The organism is Streptomyces sp. x-80 (assembly GCF_046549095.1).
Taxonomy (GTDB): Bacteria; Actinomycetota; Actinomycetes; order Streptomycetales; family Streptomycetaceae; genus Streptomyces; species Streptomyces celluloflavus.
On record NZ_JAJPWM010000006.1, the window covers coordinates 95,293 to 114,697 of the forward strand.

Genomic DNA, 19,405 nt, shown 5'->3' on the forward strand with positions numbered 1-19,405 from the left:
ACCGCTGTCGCCGGCCCGGCACGTCATCCGCGCCTCCTGACGGTCTGCCGGCGGCCGATCGCGCGCGCGTCGAGCCCGGAGAGCCCGCGCACCGCGACGAACGCCTTCTCCCGGCCGGGCAACGAGACCCGGCCGCGCAGCACCGCCGCGGGGTCGGCGGCGATCCGCGACAGCAGGCGGTGGTAGATACCGGCCATCGCCGCCACACAGGCGCCACTGCGCCGGTCGAGCATCGGCAGCAGCTGGAAGCCGTCGGCGAAGAGCGCGCGGGCGCGCTTGACCTCGAAGCGCATCAGGCCGGTGAAGTCGGCGCCGGCCGGCGGGACCGGGCCGTGGAAGCCGGCCGAGCAGCCGAACTTGGCCAGGTCCTCGGCGGGGAGGTAGGTGCGGCCGTTGCCCGCGTCCTCGCGAACGTCCCTGAGGATGTTGGTGAGTTGGAGAGCGAGCCCGAGGGTATCGGCGTACTCGGAGGCGCGCTCGGCGTCCCGCGCGCCGGGCACGGTACCGAACACGCCCAGCGACAGACGGCCGATGGCCCCGGCGACGCAGCGGCAGTAGTCCTTCAGGTCGTCCCAGGTCTCGTAGTGCCGGCCGCGGACGTCCATCAGCACACCGTCGATCAGCTCGTCGAGCCCGTCGAGCGGCAGCGGGAAGCGGCGTGCGGCGTCGGCGAGCGCGACGGCCACCGGATCGGTGTCGTCCTCCCCCACCTGGCCGTTCTGGACCCGGGCCAGCAGCGCCCGGGTGTCCTCCAGGCGCCGGTGCTTGGCGGCCGGCTCCAGGGTGCCGTCGCCGATGTCGTCGACCCGCCGCGAGAAGGCGTAGAGCGCCGACATGGCCTGCCGCTTCTCGGCCGGCAGCAGCCGGATGCCGTAGGCGAAGTTCCGTGCCTGCTGCCCGGTCACGGCCTCGCAGTAGCGGTACGCGGCGATGACCGGCGCGGATGTGTGTGCGGTTGCCTCCACGGTCCGACTCACCCCTCTCTTCGCAATGTCGCCCCCACCTCGCGCAGCAGGCTGAGCTTGGTCGACTTGGGCGGTCCGGGGAGTACGTCGTGATCGGCGGCCGCGACCGCCCGGAGTGCGGCGCGCCCGCCGGCCACGAAGCCGGCCAGCAGCAGTTTGAGCCTGCCGTGCACGCTGCCCACCAGCGGGGTGCCTTCTTCCAGCAGCTCACGGGCGCGCTCCGCTTCGTAGGCGATCAGCGCGCGCACCGGGGCGCTCCCGCTCGGGGCGGCCAGATCGGCCTCGGTGACCCCGAAAGTCTTCATGTCCTCGGCGGGGAGGTAGATACGGTCGCGGCCGAGGTCCTCGGCCACGTCCTGGAGGTGTTCGACGATCTGCAACGCGGTGCAGACCGCGTCCGAGCGGCGGATGCGCTCGGGACTGGCGGTGCCGGTGATGCCGAGGACGAGGCGGCCGACAGGGTTGGCGGACAGCTCGCAGTAGGCGAGCAGATCGTCGTAGGTGGCATAGCGGGCCACCCGCTGGTCCTGCCGGTTCGCCTCGATCAGGCGGACGAACGGCTCGGTCGTCAGCGCGCAGCGGCGGACGGTCGGGCCGAGCCGGCGCATCAACGGATGCCGGGGCCCGGGGGCCCGGTCGCTGAAGACGCGGTACAGGTCCGCCTCCAGGGCGTCCAGCAGCGCGGGGCGGTCGTCGCACTGCGCGCGGTCCAGGCCGAGCAGCACGGCGTCGCCGCCACCGGGGGCGAGATCACCGTCACCGATGTCGTCGACGAGCCGGGCGAAGCCGTAGACGGCCATCAGGTCGGCGCGCCAGGCGCGGGGCAGGAAGAACGGCGCCACCGGGAAGTTCTCGTGCGCGGCCTGGTCCAGCACGGTGCGTGACTGCGCGTCGGCCGGCCCGCCGGAGACCGCCGCCCGCCGGTCGAAGACGCTGCGCGTCTGCGCCTCCCCTTCGCTCACCGGGGGCTGCCCGGCGCGTCGGGAAGCCGGAGCGAACCAGTAGCCATTGCCGTCACGTCTCCCGTTCTACACCGCCAAGCCAAAACATCCCTTTTCGGACACGCCGCAGGTAGCGGCGCGCCCAGGCCGGGCCACCTTCGCCCGAGCGGGTGAGCATTGCCCGACTTGCACCACTTGTGCTGTTCAGTACCCCGTACAGCTTACGCTGTACATCTGGTCCGTGTCCGAGGGGGTACCGAAGCTCAAGGCAACGATCCAGTCAACGTCGCACCGGATCCAACTGTTCCCGACCTCGGCGGAGTTGACCATCCATTAATGACCGAGGCCCCGGCGAGCCGGAGTCGCGGGGCCTCGGGGAGCGGGCCGGACTACTTGCCCGACTCCTTCTCGTACGCCTTGATCACTTCGTCGGTCGGGCCGTCCATCAGCAGCTCGCCCCGCTCCAGCCACAGCACCCGGTCACAGGTGTCCCGGATCGACTTGTTGTTGTGGCTGACCAGGAAGACCGTACCGGCCTCCTTGCGCAGCTCGCGGATGCGCGCCTCGGAGCGCTTCTGGAAGCTGCGGTCGCCGGTGGCCAGCGCCTCGTCGATCATCAGCACATCGTGGTCCTTGGCCGCGGCGATGGAGAACCGCAGGCGGGCCGCCATACCGGAGGAGTACGTGCGCATCGGCAGCGAGATGAAGTCGCCCTTCTCGTTGATGCCGGAGAAGTCGACGATGCCCTCGTAGCGCTCGCGGACCTGTTCGCGGGACATGCCCATGGCCAGACCGCCGAGGACGACGTTCTTCTCGCCGGTCAGGTCGTTCATCAGGGCCGCGTTGACACCCAGCAGCGAGGGCTGGCCGTGCGTGTAGACCTTGCCCGACTCCGCGGGGAGCAGCCCCGCGACCGCCTTGAGCAGCGTCGACTTGCCGGAGCCGTTCGACCCGATCAGGCCGATCGACTCACCGCGGTACGCCGTGAAGCTCACGCCCTTGACCGCGTGCACCTCGCGCACGCCCGCCGACGGCTTACGGCGGATGATCCGGTTGAGCGCCGCCGTGGCACCGCCCTTGCCCGCACCGGTGCCGTACACCCGGTAGACGATGTGCAGCTCGTCCGCGATCACGGTCGGCACGCGGGCCTCTGCCGCCTCGGCGGCGTCCTTCTGCTCAGCCACGTCCGTACCGCTCCTCAGCCTTCCAGAAGTACACAAAGCCGACGACACCCATCAGCACGGCCCAGCCGGCGGCGAACGCCCACACATGGGGCGGCAGCTGCTGTGCCGTGAAGCTGTCGATCAGCGCGAAACGCATCAGGTCGATGTAGACGGCGGCCGGGTTGGCGTTGAGCAGGACCTCGACGAACCCCGGGACGTCCTTGCCCTTGAGGATCAGGTCGATGCTGAACATCACGCCGGACGCGTACATCCACGTACGCATGATGAACGGCATCAGCTGCGCCAGGTCGGGGGTCTTGCTGCCCAGCCGGGCCATGACCATCGCCAGGCCGGTGTTGAAGACGAATTGCAGCAGCAGCGCCGGGAACACCAGCAGCCACGACCAGGTGGGCAGCTGCCCGAAGCCGAGCAGGATGAGGACCAGCACACCCATCGAGAACAGCAGCTGCTGGAGCTGCATGAGGCAGAACGAGATGGGCAGGCAGGCACGCGGGAAGTGCAGCGCGCGGACCAGCCCCAGGTTGCCGGAGATCGCCCGCGTACCGGCCATCACCGAGCTCTGGGTGAAGGTGAAGATGAAGACACCGGTCACCAGGAACGGGACGAAGTCGGGGACGCCCTTCCGCGTGCCGATCAGCAGACCGAAGATGAGGTAGTAGACGAGCGCGTTCAGCAGCGGCGTCGCCACCTGCCAGACCTGGCCCAGCTTCGCCTGGCTGTACTGCGCCGTCAGCTTCGCGCTGGAAAAGGCGGAGATGAAGTGCCGCCGGTCCCACAGCTGCCGGACGTATTCCGGCAGACTGGGGCGGGCCCCGCTCTGCGAAAGCCCGTACTTCTGGGCACGCTGGGCCGCGGTGAGCCCCTCGTCGGGTGATGGCGGGGCACTCATGGCGACCGCACTGTCGTGCGTAGTCTCGCTCACAGTTGACACTTTCGTCCTCAAGGTGCGCTGCCGGGGCCACACCCCGGCTCGCGCCCGATGCTCTCAGATACGAGCTTGTCAGATGACAGGAGGGCGGCCCAGTCGGGTCAGGCGCCACACGGTACGCCACTTCATGGGACGCCTGGGACCGCACGGGCTCGCCCAGCCCTCACGGAAACCGCCCAGCCAGGCCCGCAGCGCCGGCCGCGACGGGCGGCGGGCCAGGGTCAGCAGGAACCAGACGGCGGGATAGACCACGACCAGCGGGGCTGGCAGGTTGCGCCGGGCCAGCCAGACCCGGTTGCGCGCCACCATCCGGTGGTAGACCGCGTGCCGGGCCGGAGCCGTCGTCGGGTGGAAGAGGACCATGTCCGACCGGTAGTCGATCAGCCAGCCCGCGTCCAGGGCCCGCCAGGCCAGGTCGGTCTCCTCATGTGCGTAGAAGAAGTCGCCGGGCAGCCCGCCGACCTCGTCGAACACCTTGGTACGGACCGCGTTCGCGCCGCCGAGGAAGGTGGTGACCCGGGAGGACCGCAGGGGGTCGGCGGCGCGCAGCCGTGGCACGTGCCGGCGCTGGGTCTCACCGGTGTCCGGATCCGCGATCCGGAAGCTGATGATGCCGAGCTCCGGGTCCTTGGCGAAGGCTTCCCGGCACAGCTCGGCGGTATCCGGGTGGGCCAGCAGACCGTCGTCGTCCAGGAAGAGCAGCACGTCCACCTCGGTGCCGCCGGGCCCGAACGCCTCGATACCGACGTTGCGGCCCGCGGGGATGCCGACGTTCTCCGGCAGCTCGACGGTCCGTACGCCCTCGGGGAGCTCGGGCAGCGGCGAACCGTTGCCGACGACCACGATCTCGATCGGGTCGCCGTGCTGGGCGGCGACCGAGTCCAGCAGCGCGCGCAGCTCCGCCGGGCGGTTGCCCATCGTCAGGACCACCGCACCTACCGTGCCGGCGGACCCCGGCGTCCGGGCCGCCCCCGTCATTTGAGCCTGCTGGAGGCGAGGATGGAGACCAGGTGCAGCAGTGTCTGGACGATCGCGATGCCGGCGAGCACGGCGATGCCCAGGCGGGTGAGGAACAGATCACCCTTGATCTGGTCGGCGATGGCCACCACCAGGATGAACAGCGACGCCTCGACCCCGCCGACGAGCCGGTGGAACTTCAGCGCCGCGGCGGCCCTGCGGGCCAGCGCGAGACCGGAGGAGCGCGGCACCGCGGCCTCGTCCTTGACCGCGGCCAGGCCGCTGCGGGCCCGCGCGACATCGACCAGGTCGGTCTCGGCCTTGATCAGGATCGCGCCGAGCGCGGCCAGCGTCCCCAGGAACGCCCACAGCCAGTTCGTGCCGGCGCCCTGCTGGTGGAAGACGTCCGCGCCACGGATACCGAAGCCGACCAGGAGGGCCGCCTCGGAGAGGTAATGGCCGATCCGGTCGAGATAGACACCCGTGATCGAGGTCTGCTTGCGCCAGCGGGCGACCTCGCCGTCGACGCAGTCCAGCAGCAGGTAGAGCTGGATGAGGACGGCGCCGAGAATCGCCCCGGTCAGGCCCGGCACCAGAAGTGCCGCGCCCGCCAGGATGCCGGCGACGACCATCAGGTACGTGAGCTGGTTGGGCGTGATCCTGGTGTTCACCAGGTACCTGTCGCAGCGCAGCGAGATTTCCCGCATGTAGAGGCGACCGGCCCAGTGCTCACCGCTGCGCCGGTCCTTCACACCATCGGGGTGGACGACCGGCCGGAGTTCAGCTACTGACGGCTTGTGCATAGTCGGCGTAAGCGTCCCTGATCTGGTCGGTGGACAGGTCGAGGTGTTCCAGGATCGTGTAGCGCCCGGGGCGGGTCTTGGGCGCGTAGGCGACGGCGGCGACGAATTCCTCGTCGGTGAAGCCGATCTCGCCCGGCGTGACCGGCAGGCCGTGCCGGCGCAGTACCCCGGCCATCAGCGCGCTCGTCTCCCGGTCCCCGCGCAGGTGCGTGGCGAAGGCTGCGCCGAGGCCGCACTGCTCGCCATGGCTCGCCGAGCGCCGGGGGTAGAGGATGTCGAAGGCGTGGTTGATCTCATGGCAGGCGCCGGACGCGGGGCGGCTGTCACCGGCCACCGACATCGAGATGCCGGTGAGGACCAGACCCTCGGCGAGCACCTGGAGGAAGGCGTCGTCGCCGACCTCGCCCGGATGCCGGAGCACGGCCTCACCGGCCTGGCGTGCCATGGCGGCGGCCAGTCCGTCTATCGACTCCCCGGTCTCCCGGTGCGAGAGCTCCCAGTCCGCGACCGCGGAGATGTTGGAGATCGCGTCGCCGATACCGGACCGGACGTACCGGACCGGGGCCTCGCGGATGATGTCGAGGTCGATCACCACGGCGATCGGGTTCGGCACGCCGTAGGAGCCGCGGCCCGCGTCGTTGTCTAGGGTCGCGACCGGCGAGCACAGGCCGTCGTGCGAGAGGTTCGTCGCGACGGCCACGAGCGGCAGCCCGATCCGCGCCGCGGCGTACTTCGCACAGTCGATGATCTTGCCGCCACCGAGCCCCACGACCGCGTCGTAGTGCCCCTTCTTCATGGCGTCGCCGAGCTTGATCGCGTCGTCGAGGGTGCCGCCGCCGACCTCGTACCACTCGGCGCCGGGCAGCGCGGGGGCCAGCCGCTCGCGCAGTCGGGCCCCGGAGCCGCCGCTGATCGCGACGGCCAGCTTGCCGGATGCGGAGATGCGCTGGTCGGCCAGGAGGCCCGCCAGGCCGTCCAGGGCGCCGGCGTTGATGTCGACGACGACGGGGGACGGGATGAGCCGGGTCAGTACCGGCATGCGATCTCACGGCCCTTCGCGAGGTCGTCGTGGTTGTCGATCTCGACCCACGCGACGTCGCCGATGGGCGCCACGTCGATCTTGAAGCCGCGGTTGACGAGCTCCTGGTAGCCGTCCTCGTAGTAGAGGTCGGGGTCGCGCTCGAAGGTCGTCTTCAGGGCGTCGGCCAGATCGGCGGCGGCCTCACCCTCGATGAGGGTGACGCCGATGTACTCGCCGGTGGCGGTCGCCGGGTCCATCAGCTTGGTGATCTTCTGGACGCCCTTGACGGGGTCCACGATGACCTTCATCTCCTCGTCGGCGAGCTGCTTCACCGTGTCCAGGGCGAGGATGATCTTCCGGCCGTCGCCGCGGGCGGCGAGCAGGGTCTTCTCGACGGAGACCGGGTGCACGGTGTCGCCGTTGGCGAGGATCACCGTGTGCTGGAGGGAGTCACGGCCGCACCACAGGGAGTAGGCGTTGTTCCACTCCTCGGCCTTGTCGTTGTCGATGAGGGTGAGCTTGAGGCCGTACTTCTGCTCCAGGGCCTCCTTGCGCTCGTACACGGCTTCCTTGCGGTAGCCGACGATGATCGCGACCTCGGTCAGGCCGATCTCGGCGAAGTTGCCGAGCGTCAGGTCCAGGATGGTCGTGGCTTCCCCGTCCTGTTCCGGGCCCACCGGCACCAGTGCCTTGGGCAGGGTGTCGGTGTAGGGACGCAGACGCCGTCCGGCGCCGGCTGCCAGCACGAGGCCGATCATGCGGGTTCTCCTTCATCGTGTACGGCGGGTGCACCGGAGGACACCCAGAAGCGGATGCTCTCGATGAGCACCAGCAGCGCCAGGACCACAGCGACGGCGGTCAGCGCGATGGTGAAACCTGAGGGGGACAACAGCGCGGCGAGGACGGTGACGACGAGAATCCGTCCCTCATGGCCGCCGGCCGCCCGGACCAGCCACCGCGGAGGGGCGCCGCTGCCACCTCGGATGCGGTAGACCGTGTCGTAGTGATGGTAGGCGACGGCCGCTACCAGTCCGAACGCCGCGGGCAGCGCTCCCGGCGCGTCCGAGCGGGCGGCCAGAACCAGGATCGTGGTGTATTCGCCGATCCGGAAGAGCGGCGGCACCAGCCAGTCGAGGACGCCCTTGAGCGGGCGGGCGACGGCCGCGCCGGCCAGAACCGCGGAGCAGGCCGCGACGCCGACGGTCGGCCAGGACGCGGGGTGGTCCTGGAAGAGCACCCACACCAGCAGGACGGCGGTGGACAGGAAGGCCATGGCGGGCGCCAGGAAGGAGCTCGCGCGGCCGCGGCCGCGCGCCCCGCCGGCGCACAGTTCGGCGAGCGGGCCGGAGTCCGCGAGGTCGGCGAGCGCCCGCGCGGCGCGATCGGTGCGCCGGGCCCGGCGGGTCAGGGAGCGCAGCACCCGGCCCGCGGTGGTGTAGCAGGCGGCCAGCGCGCAGCCGATGAGCAGCGCGTAGAAGACGATGCGCGGGGTGGTGAACGCGGTGAGGACGGCGATCATGGCCCAGCGTTCGCCGATGGGCAGCACGATCATCCGGCGTAGCCAGACCGTCCAGCCGACGCTGTCGAGCCTGTCGGAGAGCGCCGCGGTGGGACTGGTGTTGGCGTCGGCGTCGTGGTTCGCCTCGTTGAAGGAGAAGTCGACGACATGGCGGCAGGTCTGGAGGATCATCGCGCCGAGGGCCAGCGCCCAGACGTCGTCGCCGCCGCGGGCGGCGCCCAGGGCGAGACCGGCGTAGTAGGCGTACTCCTTGGCCCGGTCGAACGTCGCGTCGAGCCAGGCGCCCATCGTCGAGTACTGGAGGGAGTAGCGGGCGAGCTGCCCGTCGGTGCAGTCCAGGACGAAGGAGAAGAGCAGCAGGACGCCGGCCGCGATGAAGCCGCCGCGGCTGCCGGTGGCCGCGCAGCCCGCCGCGATGACCGCGGTGAGCAGGGACGCGGTGGTGACCTGGTTGGGGGTCAGACCGCGGCGCGCGCACCAGCGGGCGAGGTAGCGGGAGTACGGGCTGATGCAGAAGGTCGTGAAGAAACCGTCGCGGGACTTGACCGCGGTGCGCAGCCGTACCGCCTCGTCGTCGACGGCCGCCACGGCGTCCCGGGCGTCCGCGCGCTGGGCGGGGGTGAGCGCGACGGTGGCGACCAGGCTGCCCAGCTCGATGCGCTGGAGGCCGACGCCGTCGCGGTCGAGGGAGTCGGTCAGCGTCTCCGTGAGGACGTCGGTGAGGTGCGCGGTGCCGGCGCCGACCGGGATCGCGGCGGCGGCGCGGACCAGCGCGGGGCGGGCCTCGGGCTGCGCGGTGAGCGCGCCGGGCACGGCCGCGGCCGGGAAGCGCGGGTCGGTCAGGGCGAGCCGCAGGGCGTGCGGATGGCCGACGAAGCGGGGGTCGACGACGGCCACCCGCTCCTGTGCGGGCACCGCGGCGATCAGGTCCGCGGCGGACGCGGGGTCATCCGCCGTGCGGACGTCGAAGCCCAGCGAGCGCAGGTCGGCTTCGAGCGACGACCCGGCTACCGGCGGACCGGTGAGGATGGCGGTCGACAGACGAACTCACTCCTTGGATGCTGACAAGGCAGCGCCGGTCGGTCCGCATTCGGTACGAACTACCCGGGCAGTGGGCGTGGCACACCTCACCCCTGGAGGGTTGGTGGCACGTCGGCAGAGGCTATCGGATCGCCGGAGGAGGCCGTTCACCGCGCATTCATCGCACGATCGAGTGACCGAAGGCCGCGTCTGCCGCGATCATCATCGTCGATCGGGCGCCGCATGAACAACTGCCGCCCGCGGCCGGGGCCGATCGGATGCCGGTTATGTACGGACTGGTCATAGGTGGGGTGGGTTGGGCCGACGGCGGTGGGGCCGGACCGGTGCGGGGCCGGCGGCCGCTGCCGGCCGGTTGCCCGGCCGGGCCGGCGGCGCGGGCGTCGGCCGTGGTGCGCACGGGAGCGGTGTGGACCTTCTCACCGGCCGGGCGCGGTGCGCGGGGGGGGGTGCCGGGATGCGGGGCGCGGTGTTCCGTACGCCCCGGTGCGGGTTCCGTGGCCGGAGCGCAGGTGCCGGTGCGGACGCGGCCAGGGCCCGCCGTCACCGTGGTGTCGTCCGCCCGGACAATGGCATCGTCCGCCCGAAGGGCGGGTCCCGCGGTGCCCGGTGCGGTGCGTCGCACGGCGATGGGCCGCCCCCGATACTGGATGTATCGGGGTGATCCCGACAACGCCGCGAGGTGCCGTGTCGGACACCGCGGGGCAGGCACCGCTTCGACGACACCCCCTAGGGCAGACTTGTCGTCGAAGACCGACGACAAGGACGGGCAATGCCGATCACACCTGCCAACGGACAGACCGCCGGGCTCTCGGCGGCGACCGCACCGGGCGCCGCCGACGAATCGATCATGCTGGAGCTGGTCGACGAGGACGGTACGACGATCGGCACCGCGGAGAAGCTCGCCGCCCATCAGCCTCCTGGCCAGCTGCACCGGGCGTTCTCCGTCTTCCTCTTCGACGAGAAGGGCCGGCTGCTGCTCCAGCGCCGGGCGCTGGCGAAGTACCACTCCCCCGGTGTGTGGTCCAACACCTGCTGCGGGCATCCGTACCCGGGCGAGATGCCGTTCGCGGCCGCGGCCCGGCGCACCGCCGAGGAGCTGGGGCTGGCCCCGGCGCTGCTCGCGGAGGCCGGCACGGTGCGCTACAACCACCCCGATCCGGACTCCGGACTCGTGGAGCAGGAGTTCAACCACCTGTTCGTCGGGCTGGTGCGGACCGAGCCCGCGCCGGATCCGGCGGAGATCGGCGAGATCGCGTTCGTGACGCCGAAGGAGCTGGCCGAGCGGCATGCCCGGGAGCCGTTCTCGGCCTGGTTCATGACCGTGCTGGACACCGCGCGCCCCGCGGTCCGCGAGCTCACCGGGCCGTCGGCGGGCTGGTAGCGAGCGGGACGAGCGGCAGCTCGGCCCAGACGGCCTTGCCGCCGTTCGCGGTGTGCTCGACGTCGCAGCTGCCGCCCGCCTCCGCGGTGATCATCTTGACCAGCCACAGGCCCCGGCCGCCGGTGTCGCCCTCGTCCGCCTCCACCGCCCTGGGGCGGTAGGGGTGGCCGTCCTCGACGGCGACGCGCAGCCGGCCGGCGCCGACGCTGAGCTGTACGGCGATCTCGGGTGAGAGCAGGGCGGCGTGCTGTACGGCGTTGGTGACGAGTTCGGAGACGATCAGCAGCAGGCTGTCCACGACGCAGGAGGCGACGGGTACGCGCCGGTCGTCGAGGAGGGCCCGGACCGCGTGGCGCGCCCGGGGCACGGACACCTCCAGTGCCGGGGCGGTGAACCGCCACACACCTTCGTACGCGGGCGGGACGGTCAGTTCCTCGGGGGGGTCTGCGGGGGGTCCGGAAGGCATCCTCACACGTCGAGTGTTGAGAACGCCGTGGCCCCGGCCGGCCCGCTGAACATAAGTCAGCACCTATCGACGTCTTTTGACTGTTTACGAGTGGCGTGCTCGGTCCGGCGACTGATCCTGCTGCCTTTGATTCTTGTCCACGGACTGTCGCGGAGTGGCCGCCGTACGGTCCGGTGCCCCGCCGCGCCGCCCGGCGGGGCACGGACCGTTGATCGTCACGCGGGGCGGGGCGTCCGGCGGCCCTTCCCCGCCCGCGGTCACACCGGCCGGTCGGTGATCCGTCCGCCGGCGGCCTCGATACGGCGGGTGGTGTGCACCGCGTCCAGCATCCGGCGGTCGTGGGTGACCAGCAGCAGGGTGCCCGGGTACGAGGCGAGCGCGGACTCCAGCTGTTCGATGGCCGGCAGGTCGAGGTGGTTGGTCGGCTCGTCCAGCACGAGGAGGTTGACCCCGCGGCCCTGGAGGAGGGCCAGTGCGGCCCGGGTCCGCTCCCCCGGCGAGAGGGTGCGCGCCGGGCGCAGCACATGGGCCGCCTTCAGCCCGAACTTCGCGAGCAGGGTGCGCACCTCGGCGGGCGGCAGGTCCGGTACCGAGGCCCGGAAGGCGTCCATCAGCGGCTCGTCGCCGACGAACAGGCCGCGCGCCTGGTCGACCTCGCCGACCACCACACCGGGGCCGAGCGAAGCCTGCCCGGCGTCCAGCGGGAGCCGGCCGAGGAGGGCGGCGAGCAGCGTGGACTTGCCGGAGCCGTTGGGCCCGGTGATGGCGACCCGGTCCGCCCAGTCGATCTGGAGGTCCACCGGTCCGAAGCGGAAGTCGCCGCGGCGGACCTCGGCACCGCGGAGGGTGGCCACCACCGCGCCGGCCCGGGGCGCGGCGGCGATCTCCATCCGCAGCTCCCACTCCTTGCGGGGTTCCTCGACGACGTCGAGACGCTCGATCAGGCGCTGCGTCTGCTTGGCCTTGGCGGCCTGCTTCTCGGTGGACTCCACCCGCGCGTTGCGGCCGATCTTGTCGCCGTCGGTGGCCTTGCGGCGGGCGTTCCTGACGCCCTTCTCCATCCAGTTGCGCTGGGTGCGGGCGCGGGTCTCCAGGGCGGTCTTGGTGTCGGCGTACTCCTCGTACTGCTCCCGGGCGTGCCGGCGGGCCCGCGCGCGCTCCTCCAGATAGGACGCGTAGCCGCCGCCGTAGGTGTTGACCTGCTGCTGGGCGAGGTCGAGTTCGACGACGCGGTTGACCGTACGGATCAGGAATTCGCGGTCGTGGCTGACCAGGACCGTGCCGGCGCGCAGGCCGGTGACGAACGATTCCAGCCGTTGCAGCCCGTCCAGGTCGAGGTCGTTGGTCGGCTCGTCCAGCAGGAAGACGTCGTAGCGGGAGAGCAGCAGGGAGGCGAGCGAGGCGCGGGCGGCCTGGCCGCCGGACAGGGAGGTCATCGGCTGGTCGAGGCCGATGGTGAGGCCGAGCTGGGCGGCGGTCTCCTCGGCGCGCTCCTCCAGATCGGCGGCGCCCAGCGCGAGCCAGCGCTCCAGGGCGGTGGCGTAGGCGTCGTCCGCGCCCGGCCGCTCGTCGACCAGCGCCTGGGTGGCGGTGTCCAGGGCGAGCTGCGCGTCGGTCACGCCGGTGCGGCGGGCGAGGAAGGAGCGGACGGACTCTCCGGGGCGGCGGTCGGGCTCCTGCGGGAGGTGGCCGACGGTGGCGGTGGGCGGGCTGAGCGCGAGTCCGCCGTCCTCCGGGGTGTCCAGACCGGCCAGCAGGCGCAGCAGGGTGGACTTGCCCGCGCCGTTGGCGCCGACGAGGCCGATCACATCGCCGGGGGCGACGACCAGATCGAGACCGGAGAACAGGACGCGCTCGCCGTGGCCGGCGGCGAGGTCTTTGGCGACGAGAGTTGCTGACATCAGACCGCCGATCGTATCCGCCCGCCCGCTGGACGGTCGTTCTAATATCCGGGGCATGGAACCGGGCCTGAGGACGGGTGTCAGCGACGGCACAGCGACCGTCACGATCAGCAACACCGGCAAGCGGAACGCGATGACCGCGCGGATGTGGCGGGAGCTGCCGCCGCTGCTGGCGCGGCTGGCGGCCGATCGCGCGGTACGGGCCCTCGTGCTGACGGGCGAGGGCGGGACGTTCTGCGCCGGGGCGGACATCGGGGCGCTGCGGGACACGGTGGACGAGCCGCAGGCTCTGGCGGTGGCGGCCGAGGAGGCGCTGGCGGCGTTCCCCGGGCCGACGCTGGCGGCGGTCCGCGGCTACTGCGTGGGCGGCGGCTGCCAGCTGGCGGCCGCCTGCGATCTGCGGTTCGCGGAGGAGGGGGCGCTGTTCGGGGTGACGCCGGCGAAGCTGGCGGTCGTCTATCCGGTGTCCGCCACCCGGCGGCTGGTCCGGCTGGTCGGCCCGTCGGCCGCCAAGTACCTGCTCTTCTCCGGGGAGTTGATCGACAGCGCGCGGGCGCTGCGGACCGGTCTGGTGGACGAGGTGCTGCCCGAGGGGGAGCTGGACAAGCGGGTGGCGGACTTCGCGGCCGTACTGGCGAGCCGGTCGCGGCTGACGCAGACCGCGGCGAAGGAGCTGGTGGACGGGGCGTGGGAGGTACCGGTGGCGGCGGCCGAGGAGCGGGCCGCGTACTGGGCGGCGCAGGCACGGGAGAGCGGCGACACCGTGGAGGGGGCCGCCGCCTTCCTGGAGCGCCGGGCGCCGCGCTTCACCTGGCCGGCGGGCTGAGGCGGCGCCCGCCGAGGCCCCGGCCGGGCCGCGGGCCGCTCCCCGGCCGGGGCTCACTCCCCGTTGAGGAGGAACCGGCTGCGCTCCCGCAGTTCCGCGGTGACCTCGGCGGGCGCCTTCTGCGGGGAGCCGGCGTCGTACGGCGGCTGCGGGTCGTACTCCATGCCGAGCTGGATCGCCTGGGCGACGGCGTCGCCCGCGATCCGGCCCGCCAGGGTCAGACCCATGTCGATGCCGGAGGAGACCCCGGCCGCGGTGACGTACTTGCCGTCGACGACCACCCGTTCCCCGGTCGGCGTGGCGCCGAACGCGGGCAGCTGGTCCAGCGCCAGCCAGTGGGAGGTCGCCCGGCGGCCGGTGAGGAGGCCGGCCGCGGCCAGGATCAGGGAACCGGTGCACACCGAGGTGGTCCAGGTGGTGCCCGCGTCCACGGCACGGATCCAGTCGTGCAGCGGGCCGTCCGCCATGAGCGCGGTCTGCCCCGGGCCGCCCGGTACGACGAGGATGTCGGGCGCGGTGACCTCGGACAGTGCGGCGTCGGCCACCATCGTGAGCCCGTCCGCGTCGTTGCGGTACGGGCCGGTGCGCGCGCCGACGAAGACCGGCGCCGCGCCCGGCAGGCGGCCGAGCGTCTCGTAGGGGCCCACGGCGTCCAGCGCGGTGAAGCGGTCGTAGAGCAGGATCGCGATCTGCATGGCGGTGCCTTTCAGGAATGCGTGAGCTTGGGGAGGTTCGGGAGGTACTGGGGGCTTGGGTTGTCGGCCGGCAGGTGGGAGCCGGATCGTCAGGTGGCGGCGGGCCGGGGCGGAGTGCGGCGCGGGGGCTCCGCGCGGCTGTCGTGGTAACGGGCGGCGGGTCCGGCCGGGTGCGGCCGGGCCGGTCAGCGGGCCGGCTGGAAGCGCCGGCGGTATTCGGCCGGGGCGGCGCCCAGGGTCCGTACGAAGGCGCGGCGCATCGCCTCGGGAGTGCCGTACCCGCAGTGCCGGGCCACCTCCTCGATGCCGTCGGCGGTGTCCTCCAGGCGCCGCCGGGCGGCCTCCAGCCGTACCCGGCCGGCATAGCGGCCCGGCGTCATGCCGACCTCGTCGCGGAAGGCGCGGGCGAAGTGCCGCGGGGAGAGCCCGGCGCGGTCCGCGAGGGCGTCCACGGACAGGTCGGCCGCCGGGTGCTCGGTGATCCACTGCTGGACGTCGCGCAGCGGCCGCCGCTCCGCGGTCTGGACGGCGAGCTGGGCGCTGAACTGGGTCTGGTTGCCCGGCCGGCGCAGGAAGACGACCAGATGGCGGGCGATGGACAGCGCGAGGTCCCGGCCGAGGTCCTCCTCCACCAGGGCCAGCGCGAGGTCGATACCGGCCGTGACGCCCGCGGAGGTGGTGAGGTCCCCGTCCCGTACGTAGATCGGTTCCGGTTCGACCCGGACGGCGGGGAACCGTTCGGCGAGGGCGGCGCAGAGCGTCCAGTGGGTCGTCACGCGGCGGCCGTCCAGCAGCCCGGCCTCGGCCAGCAGCAGCGCCCCGCTGCACACCGAGACCTTGCGCCGGGCGCGGTGGGCATGGGTGCGCAGCCAGTCGATCAGCCGCGGATCGGGGGTGCGGGTGCCCTCGCCGCCGGGGACCAGGAGGGTGTCGGGCGCTCCGGCGTCGGCGAGCGCGAGGTCCGGGGTGAGCGTCAGGCCACTGGAGGTGCGGACCGGGGCGCCGTCCAGGCTCGCGGTACGGATGCGGTAGGCGCCCGGGGCGGCGGCGGCCGCGCCGCTGAAGACCTCGACCGGCCCGGTGACGTCGAGGCTCTGGAGGCGGTCGAAGAGGACGACCAGCACATCGCGCTGTTCCATGCCTCCATCCTGGGCAGCGCCGGCGAGGGCGGCAATGACGAATAACCCACCTTTACTGCCATCCGCCCCCGGTGGTGACCGGACCTGCGCACACCCCCATACCGACGGGTCGGTAGCCTGCCCGCCATGACCTCTACGACCGCACTGCCCGAGCGCGCCGGCCGGCGCTGCCAGAGCGCCCTCAACTCGTTCCACGCGATGCACTACTTCTCGCCCGAACTGAGCACCGAACTCGCGAAGACCGGCATCGAGGACAGTGCCGCCGCCTACCTCGCGATCCGGGCCGCGGCCATGGGCGCGGTCGGCCCCGGCGCCGTCACCGCCGCCTTCTACAACTTCAGCCACACACTGGTCGCGCGGCACGTCCCGCACATCTGGTCCGTCGCCGCGCCGCGGACCGTCCTGGACGCCCGGCTGCGGGTCGCGGACGCCACGCTGCGCCGGCTGCTGGGCGACGCCGCCCTGGAGTCCGCGGAGATGGCGGAGGCCGCCCGGCTGGCGCTGCGCGCCGCGGAGGCGTGCACCCCGTACGCCCGCCCGCTGTTCGCCGCGCACGCCGACCTGCCGGTGCCGGCCGCGCCGCACCTCGCCCTCTGGCACGCCGCGACGCTGCTGCGCGAACACCGCGGTGACGGGCACCTGATGACGCTGCTGGACGCCGAACTGGACGCGGTGGAGGCGCTGGTCACGCACACCGCCAGCGGTCACGGGATGGGCCTTGAATGGGTCATGCGGACGCGCGGCTGGTCCCAGGAGGAGTGGGCGGCGGCGCAGGACCGGCTGCGCGGCCGCGGGCTGCTGGACTCGGCGGGCGGGCTGACCCCGGCCGGTGAGCAGCTGCGCAAGGACCTGGAGGACGCCACCGACCGTCTGGACCGGGCGCCGTACGAGCATCTGGGCGCCACGGGGGTGGCCCGGCTGACCGAGCTGACGGCGGGGTTCCTCACTCCCGCGGTGGCCGCCGGGGCCTTCCCCGCGGACCTCTTCGGCAAGCGCTGAGCCGTCCGCCGGGGTGTGCGTGCGCCTTCTCACACCCCGAGGATCCCGGCTGGGCGGCGCGACAGTCCGGCCCGCCAGCCTGCACAATGCAGGCTCAAGCAAGCGCTGGAAGGCGGGTCAGGATCAACGTGACGGCACCCACTGAGCCCATCGGGACCCTCGGGTCCATCGAAGCGAGGATCGCCGGGGAGCTCGGCGTCAAGGAGCGGCAGGTGAGGGCCGCGGTCGAACTGCTCGACGGTGGCTCGACGGTGCCGTTCATCGCGCGTTACCGCAAGGAGGCCACCGAACTCCTCGACGACGCGCAGCTGCGCTCGCTGGAGGAGCGGCTGCGCTATCTGCGGGAGCTGGAGGAGCGGCGGACCGCGATCCTGGAGTCGGTACGGTCGCAGGGCAAACTGGACGCCGCCCTGGAGGCGCGGATCCTCGGCGCCGACGCCAAGGCCCGGCTGGAGGACATCTACCTCCCGTACAAGCCCAAGCGGCGCACCAAGGCGCAGATCGCGCGGGAGGCCGGACTGGAACCGCTGGCCGAGGGGCTGCTGGGCGATCCGTCGGTGGCGCCCGCGGCGGCCGCCGCCGCGTTCGTGGACGACGCCAAGGGGGTCGCCGACGCGGCCGCCGCCCTGGAGGGCGCGCGGGCGATCCTGACCGAGCGGTTCGGTGAGGACGCGGACCTGATCGGCGAGTTGCGCGAGCGGATGTGGTCGCACGGGCGGGTCGCGGCGAAGGTGCGCGACGGCAAGGAGGAGGCCGGCGCGAAGTTCGCCGACTACTTCGACTTCGCCGAGCCGTTCACCGAACTGCCCTCGCACCGGGTGCTGGCGATGTTCCGCGGCGAGAAGGAGGAGGTCCTCGACCTCGCGCTGGAGCCGGCGGACCCGTCGGCGGCGACCGAGGGGCCGAGCCCGTACGAGCGGGCCATCGCGCACCGTTTCGGCATCGCCGACCGGGGCCGGCCGGGCGACAAGTGGCTTCAGGACACCGTCCGCTGGGCCTGGCGGACCCGTGTCCAGGTGCACCTCGGGATCGATCTGCGGCTGCGGCTGCGGCAGGCCGCCGAGGACGAGGCGGTACGGGTCTTCGCGTCGAACCTGCGCGATCTGCTGCTGGCGGCGCCCGCCGGGACGCGCGCGACGATGGGCCTCGACCCCGGTTTCCGTACGGGGGTGAAGGTCGCGGTCGTCGACGCGACCGGCAAGGTGGCGGCCACCGAGACGATTTATCCGCATGTGCCGCAGCAGAAGTGGGACGCATCGCTGGCCACCCTGGCGCGGCTGGCGCGCGAGCACGACGTCGAGCTGATCGCGATCGGCAACGGCACCGCCTCGCGGGAGACCGACAAGCTGGCGGCCGATCTGATCGCCGCGCAGCCCGAGCTGAAGCTGACGAAGGTGATGGTGTCCGAGGCGGGCGCCTCGGTGTACTCCGCCTCCGCGTTCGCCTCCCAGGAGCTGCCCGAGCTGGACGTGTCGCTGCGCGGCGCGGTGTCCATCGCGCGCCGGCTCCAGGACCCGCTGGCCGAGCTGGTCAAGATCGACCCGAAGTCGATCGGCGTCGGTCAGTACCAGCACGACCTGTCCGAGGTGAAGCTGTCGCGCTCGCTGGACGCGGTGGTCGAGGACTGTGTGAACGGTGTCGGGGTGGACGTCAACACCGCGTCCGCACCGCTGCTTTCGCGGGTGTCGGGCATCGGTTCCGGTCTGGCCGAGAACATCGTCGCGCACCGCGACACCAACGGCCCGTTCCGCTCCCGCAAGGCCCTCAAGGACGTGGCGCGGCTCGGCCCGAAGGCGTACGAGCAGTGCGCGGGCTTCCTGCGGATCCGCGGCGGCGACGACCCGCTGGACGCCTCCAGCGTGCACCCGGAGGCGTACCCGGTGGTGCGCCGGATGGCCGGTGCCACGGGCGGTGCGGTCGGGTCGCTGATCGGCAACGCGCCGGCGCTGCGCGCGCTGCGGCCGGCGGATTTCGTCGATGACTCCTTCGGTCTGCCGACGGTCGGCGACATCCTCCGGGAGCTGGAGAAGCCGGGGCGTGACCCGCGGCCGGTCTTCAAGACCGCGACCTTCAAGGACGGCGTGGAGAAGATCGGCGATCTGGCGCCGGGGATGCTGCTGGAGGGTGTGGTGACGAACGTCGCCGCCTTCGGGGCGTTCGTGGACGTGGGCGTCCACCAGGACGGGCTGGTCCATGTCTCGGCGATGTCGAAGACGTTCGTCAAGGACCCGCGGGATGTCGTGAAGCCGGGCGACATCGTGCGGGTCAAGGTGCTCGATGTCGACATTCCGCGGAAGCGGATCTCGCTGACGCTGCGGCTGGACGACGAGCCGGGCAAGGGCGGCGCGGCGGCGAGCGGCGGCGAGCGGCGCGGCGGCGCGGGCGGCGACGGGCGCCGGAGCGGTGGCGGTGAGCGCCGTGGTGGCGCGGGCGGTCGCGACGGTGCGCCGCGGCCGCGGCAGGGCGGCCAGGCGCCGCGTGGCGGGGACCGCCGCGGTGGCGGGCGCGAGGCCGGGCCGGCGAACGACGCGATGGCCGACGCGCTGCGCCGGGCCGGTCTGCTGGGCCGGGAGCGCGGCGGGCGCTGACGGCGGACGGCACAGCGCGCGCGGCGGCGGGGCACACCGCACGCCGCCGTG

General features: G+C 72.6%; 17 protein-coding genes. 4 read left to right on the top strand and 13 right to left on the bottom strand.

Features of this window, described 5'->3' with window-relative positions; all coding sequences use genetic code 11:
* Positions 1-23 precede the first annotated feature (23 nt).
* From hpnD to ACLJWH_RS13540, 9 genes are all read right to left on the bottom strand, one after another.
* Positions 24-977 (bottom strand): presqualene diphosphate synthase HpnD, encoded by a 954-nt coding sequence (hpnD, locus tag ACLJWH_RS13500; protein WP_411141893.1) that lies wholly within the window; start codon positions 975-977, stop codon positions 24-26.
* On the bottom strand, positions 974-1,840 hold the full coding sequence (gene hpnC / locus ACLJWH_RS13505; protein ID WP_411142205.1) for a squalene synthase HpnC: 867 nt from the start codon (positions 1,838-1,840) through the stop codon (positions 974-976). Before hpnC ends, hpnD begins: the two co-directional genes overlap by 4 nt.
* A 455-nt stretch (positions 1,841-2,295) precedes the next feature.
* On the bottom strand, positions 2,296-3,090 hold the full coding sequence (locus tag ACLJWH_RS13510; RefSeq protein WP_411141894.1) for an ABC transporter ATP-binding protein: 795 nt from the start codon (positions 3,088-3,090) through the stop codon (positions 2,296-2,298).
* On the bottom strand, positions 3,083-4,012 hold the full coding sequence (locus ACLJWH_RS13515; protein WP_411141895.1) for an ABC transporter permease: 930 nt from the start codon (positions 4,010-4,012) through the stop codon (positions 3,083-3,085). The genes ACLJWH_RS13510 and ACLJWH_RS13515 overlap by 8 nt, the downstream gene beginning before the upstream one ends.
* A 78-nt stretch (positions 4,013-4,090) precedes the next feature.
* Positions 4,091-4,996, bottom strand: coding sequence for a glycosyltransferase family 2 protein (locus tag ACLJWH_RS13520; protein WP_411141896.1), 906 nt, complete (start codon positions 4,994-4,996; stop codon positions 4,091-4,093).
* Positions 4,993-5,778, bottom strand: a complete 786-nt coding sequence (locus ACLJWH_RS13525; RefSeq protein ID WP_411141897.1) for a CDP-alcohol phosphatidyltransferase family protein — start codon at positions 5,776-5,778, stop codon at positions 4,993-4,995. The genes ACLJWH_RS13520 and ACLJWH_RS13525 overlap by 4 nt, the downstream gene beginning before the upstream one ends.
* The gene (locus ACLJWH_RS13530; RefSeq protein WP_411141898.1) at positions 5,756-6,817 is read right to left on the bottom strand and encodes an iron-containing alcohol dehydrogenase family protein; all 1,062 of its coding nucleotides are present in this window, start codon (positions 6,815-6,817) and stop codon (positions 5,756-5,758) included. Before ACLJWH_RS13530 ends, ACLJWH_RS13525 begins: the two co-directional genes overlap by 23 nt.
* Positions 6,805-7,557, bottom strand: a complete 753-nt coding sequence (locus ACLJWH_RS13535) for a sugar phosphate nucleotidyltransferase (protein WP_411141899.1) — start codon at positions 7,555-7,557, stop codon at positions 6,805-6,807. Before ACLJWH_RS13535 ends, ACLJWH_RS13530 begins: the two co-directional genes overlap by 13 nt.
* A complete protein-coding gene (locus ACLJWH_RS13540; protein WP_411142206.1) occupies positions 7,554-9,359 on the bottom strand; it encodes a DUF5941 domain-containing protein in 1,806 nt (601 codons plus the stop codon). Before ACLJWH_RS13540 ends, ACLJWH_RS13535 begins: the two co-directional genes overlap by 4 nt.
* 769 nt (positions 9,360-10,128) lie before the next feature.
* Here ACLJWH_RS13540 and idi point away from each other — a divergent pair.
* On the top strand, positions 10,129-10,740 hold the full coding sequence (idi, locus tag ACLJWH_RS13545) for an isopentenyl-diphosphate Delta-isomerase (RefSeq protein WP_411141900.1): 612 nt from the start codon (positions 10,129-10,131) through the stop codon (positions 10,738-10,740).
* Here the strand turns inward: idi and ACLJWH_RS13550 are convergent.
* Positions 10,715-11,206 (bottom strand): ATP-binding protein, encoded by a 492-nt coding sequence (locus ACLJWH_RS13550; RefSeq protein ID WP_411141901.1) that lies wholly within the window; start codon positions 11,204-11,206, stop codon positions 10,715-10,717. The genes idi and ACLJWH_RS13550 overlap by 26 nt on opposite strands.
* Positions 11,207-11,463: 257 nt before the next feature.
* Complete coding sequence (locus ACLJWH_RS13555; protein ID WP_411141902.1) at positions 11,464-13,107, bottom strand: ABC-F family ATP-binding cassette domain-containing protein; 1,644 nt, start codon at positions 13,105-13,107, stop codon at positions 11,464-11,466.
* Positions 13,108-13,162: 55 nt separating this feature from the next.
* Here ACLJWH_RS13555 and ACLJWH_RS13560 point away from each other — a divergent pair, with 55 nt between their 5' ends.
* A complete protein-coding gene (locus ACLJWH_RS13560; RefSeq protein ID WP_411141903.1) occupies positions 13,163-13,933 on the top strand; it encodes an enoyl-CoA hydratase/isomerase family protein in 771 nt (256 codons plus the stop codon).
* A gap of 53 nt (positions 13,934-13,986) precedes the next feature.
* Here the strand turns inward: ACLJWH_RS13560 and ACLJWH_RS13565 are convergent, their stop codons facing one another.
* Together ACLJWH_RS13565 and ACLJWH_RS13570 are read right to left on the bottom strand one after the other, a co-directional pair.
* Positions 13,987-14,628, bottom strand: a complete 642-nt coding sequence (locus tag ACLJWH_RS13565; protein WP_411141904.1) for a DJ-1/PfpI family protein — start codon at positions 14,626-14,628, stop codon at positions 13,987-13,989.
* A gap of 185 nt (positions 14,629-14,813) precedes the next feature.
* Positions 14,814-15,767, bottom strand: a complete 954-nt coding sequence (locus ACLJWH_RS13570) for a GlxA family transcriptional regulator (RefSeq protein WP_411141905.1) — start codon at positions 15,765-15,767, stop codon at positions 14,814-14,816.
* Between the two features lie 126 nt (positions 15,768-15,893).
* Here ACLJWH_RS13570 and ACLJWH_RS13575 point away from each other — a divergent pair, with 126 nt between their 5' ends.
* Positions 15,894-16,766 carry an SCO6745 family protein gene (locus ACLJWH_RS13575; protein ID WP_411141906.1) on the top strand — a complete coding sequence of 291 codons (873 nt, stop codon included), beginning with the start codon at positions 15,894-15,896 and terminating at the stop codon, positions 16,764-16,766.
* 128 nt (positions 16,767-16,894) lie between these two features.
* The gene (locus tag ACLJWH_RS13580; RefSeq protein ID WP_411141907.1) at positions 16,895-19,354 is read left to right on the top strand and encodes a Tex family protein; all 2,460 of its coding nucleotides are present in this window, start codon (positions 16,895-16,897) and stop codon (positions 19,352-19,354) included.
* Positions 19,355-19,405 lie beyond the last annotated feature (51 nt).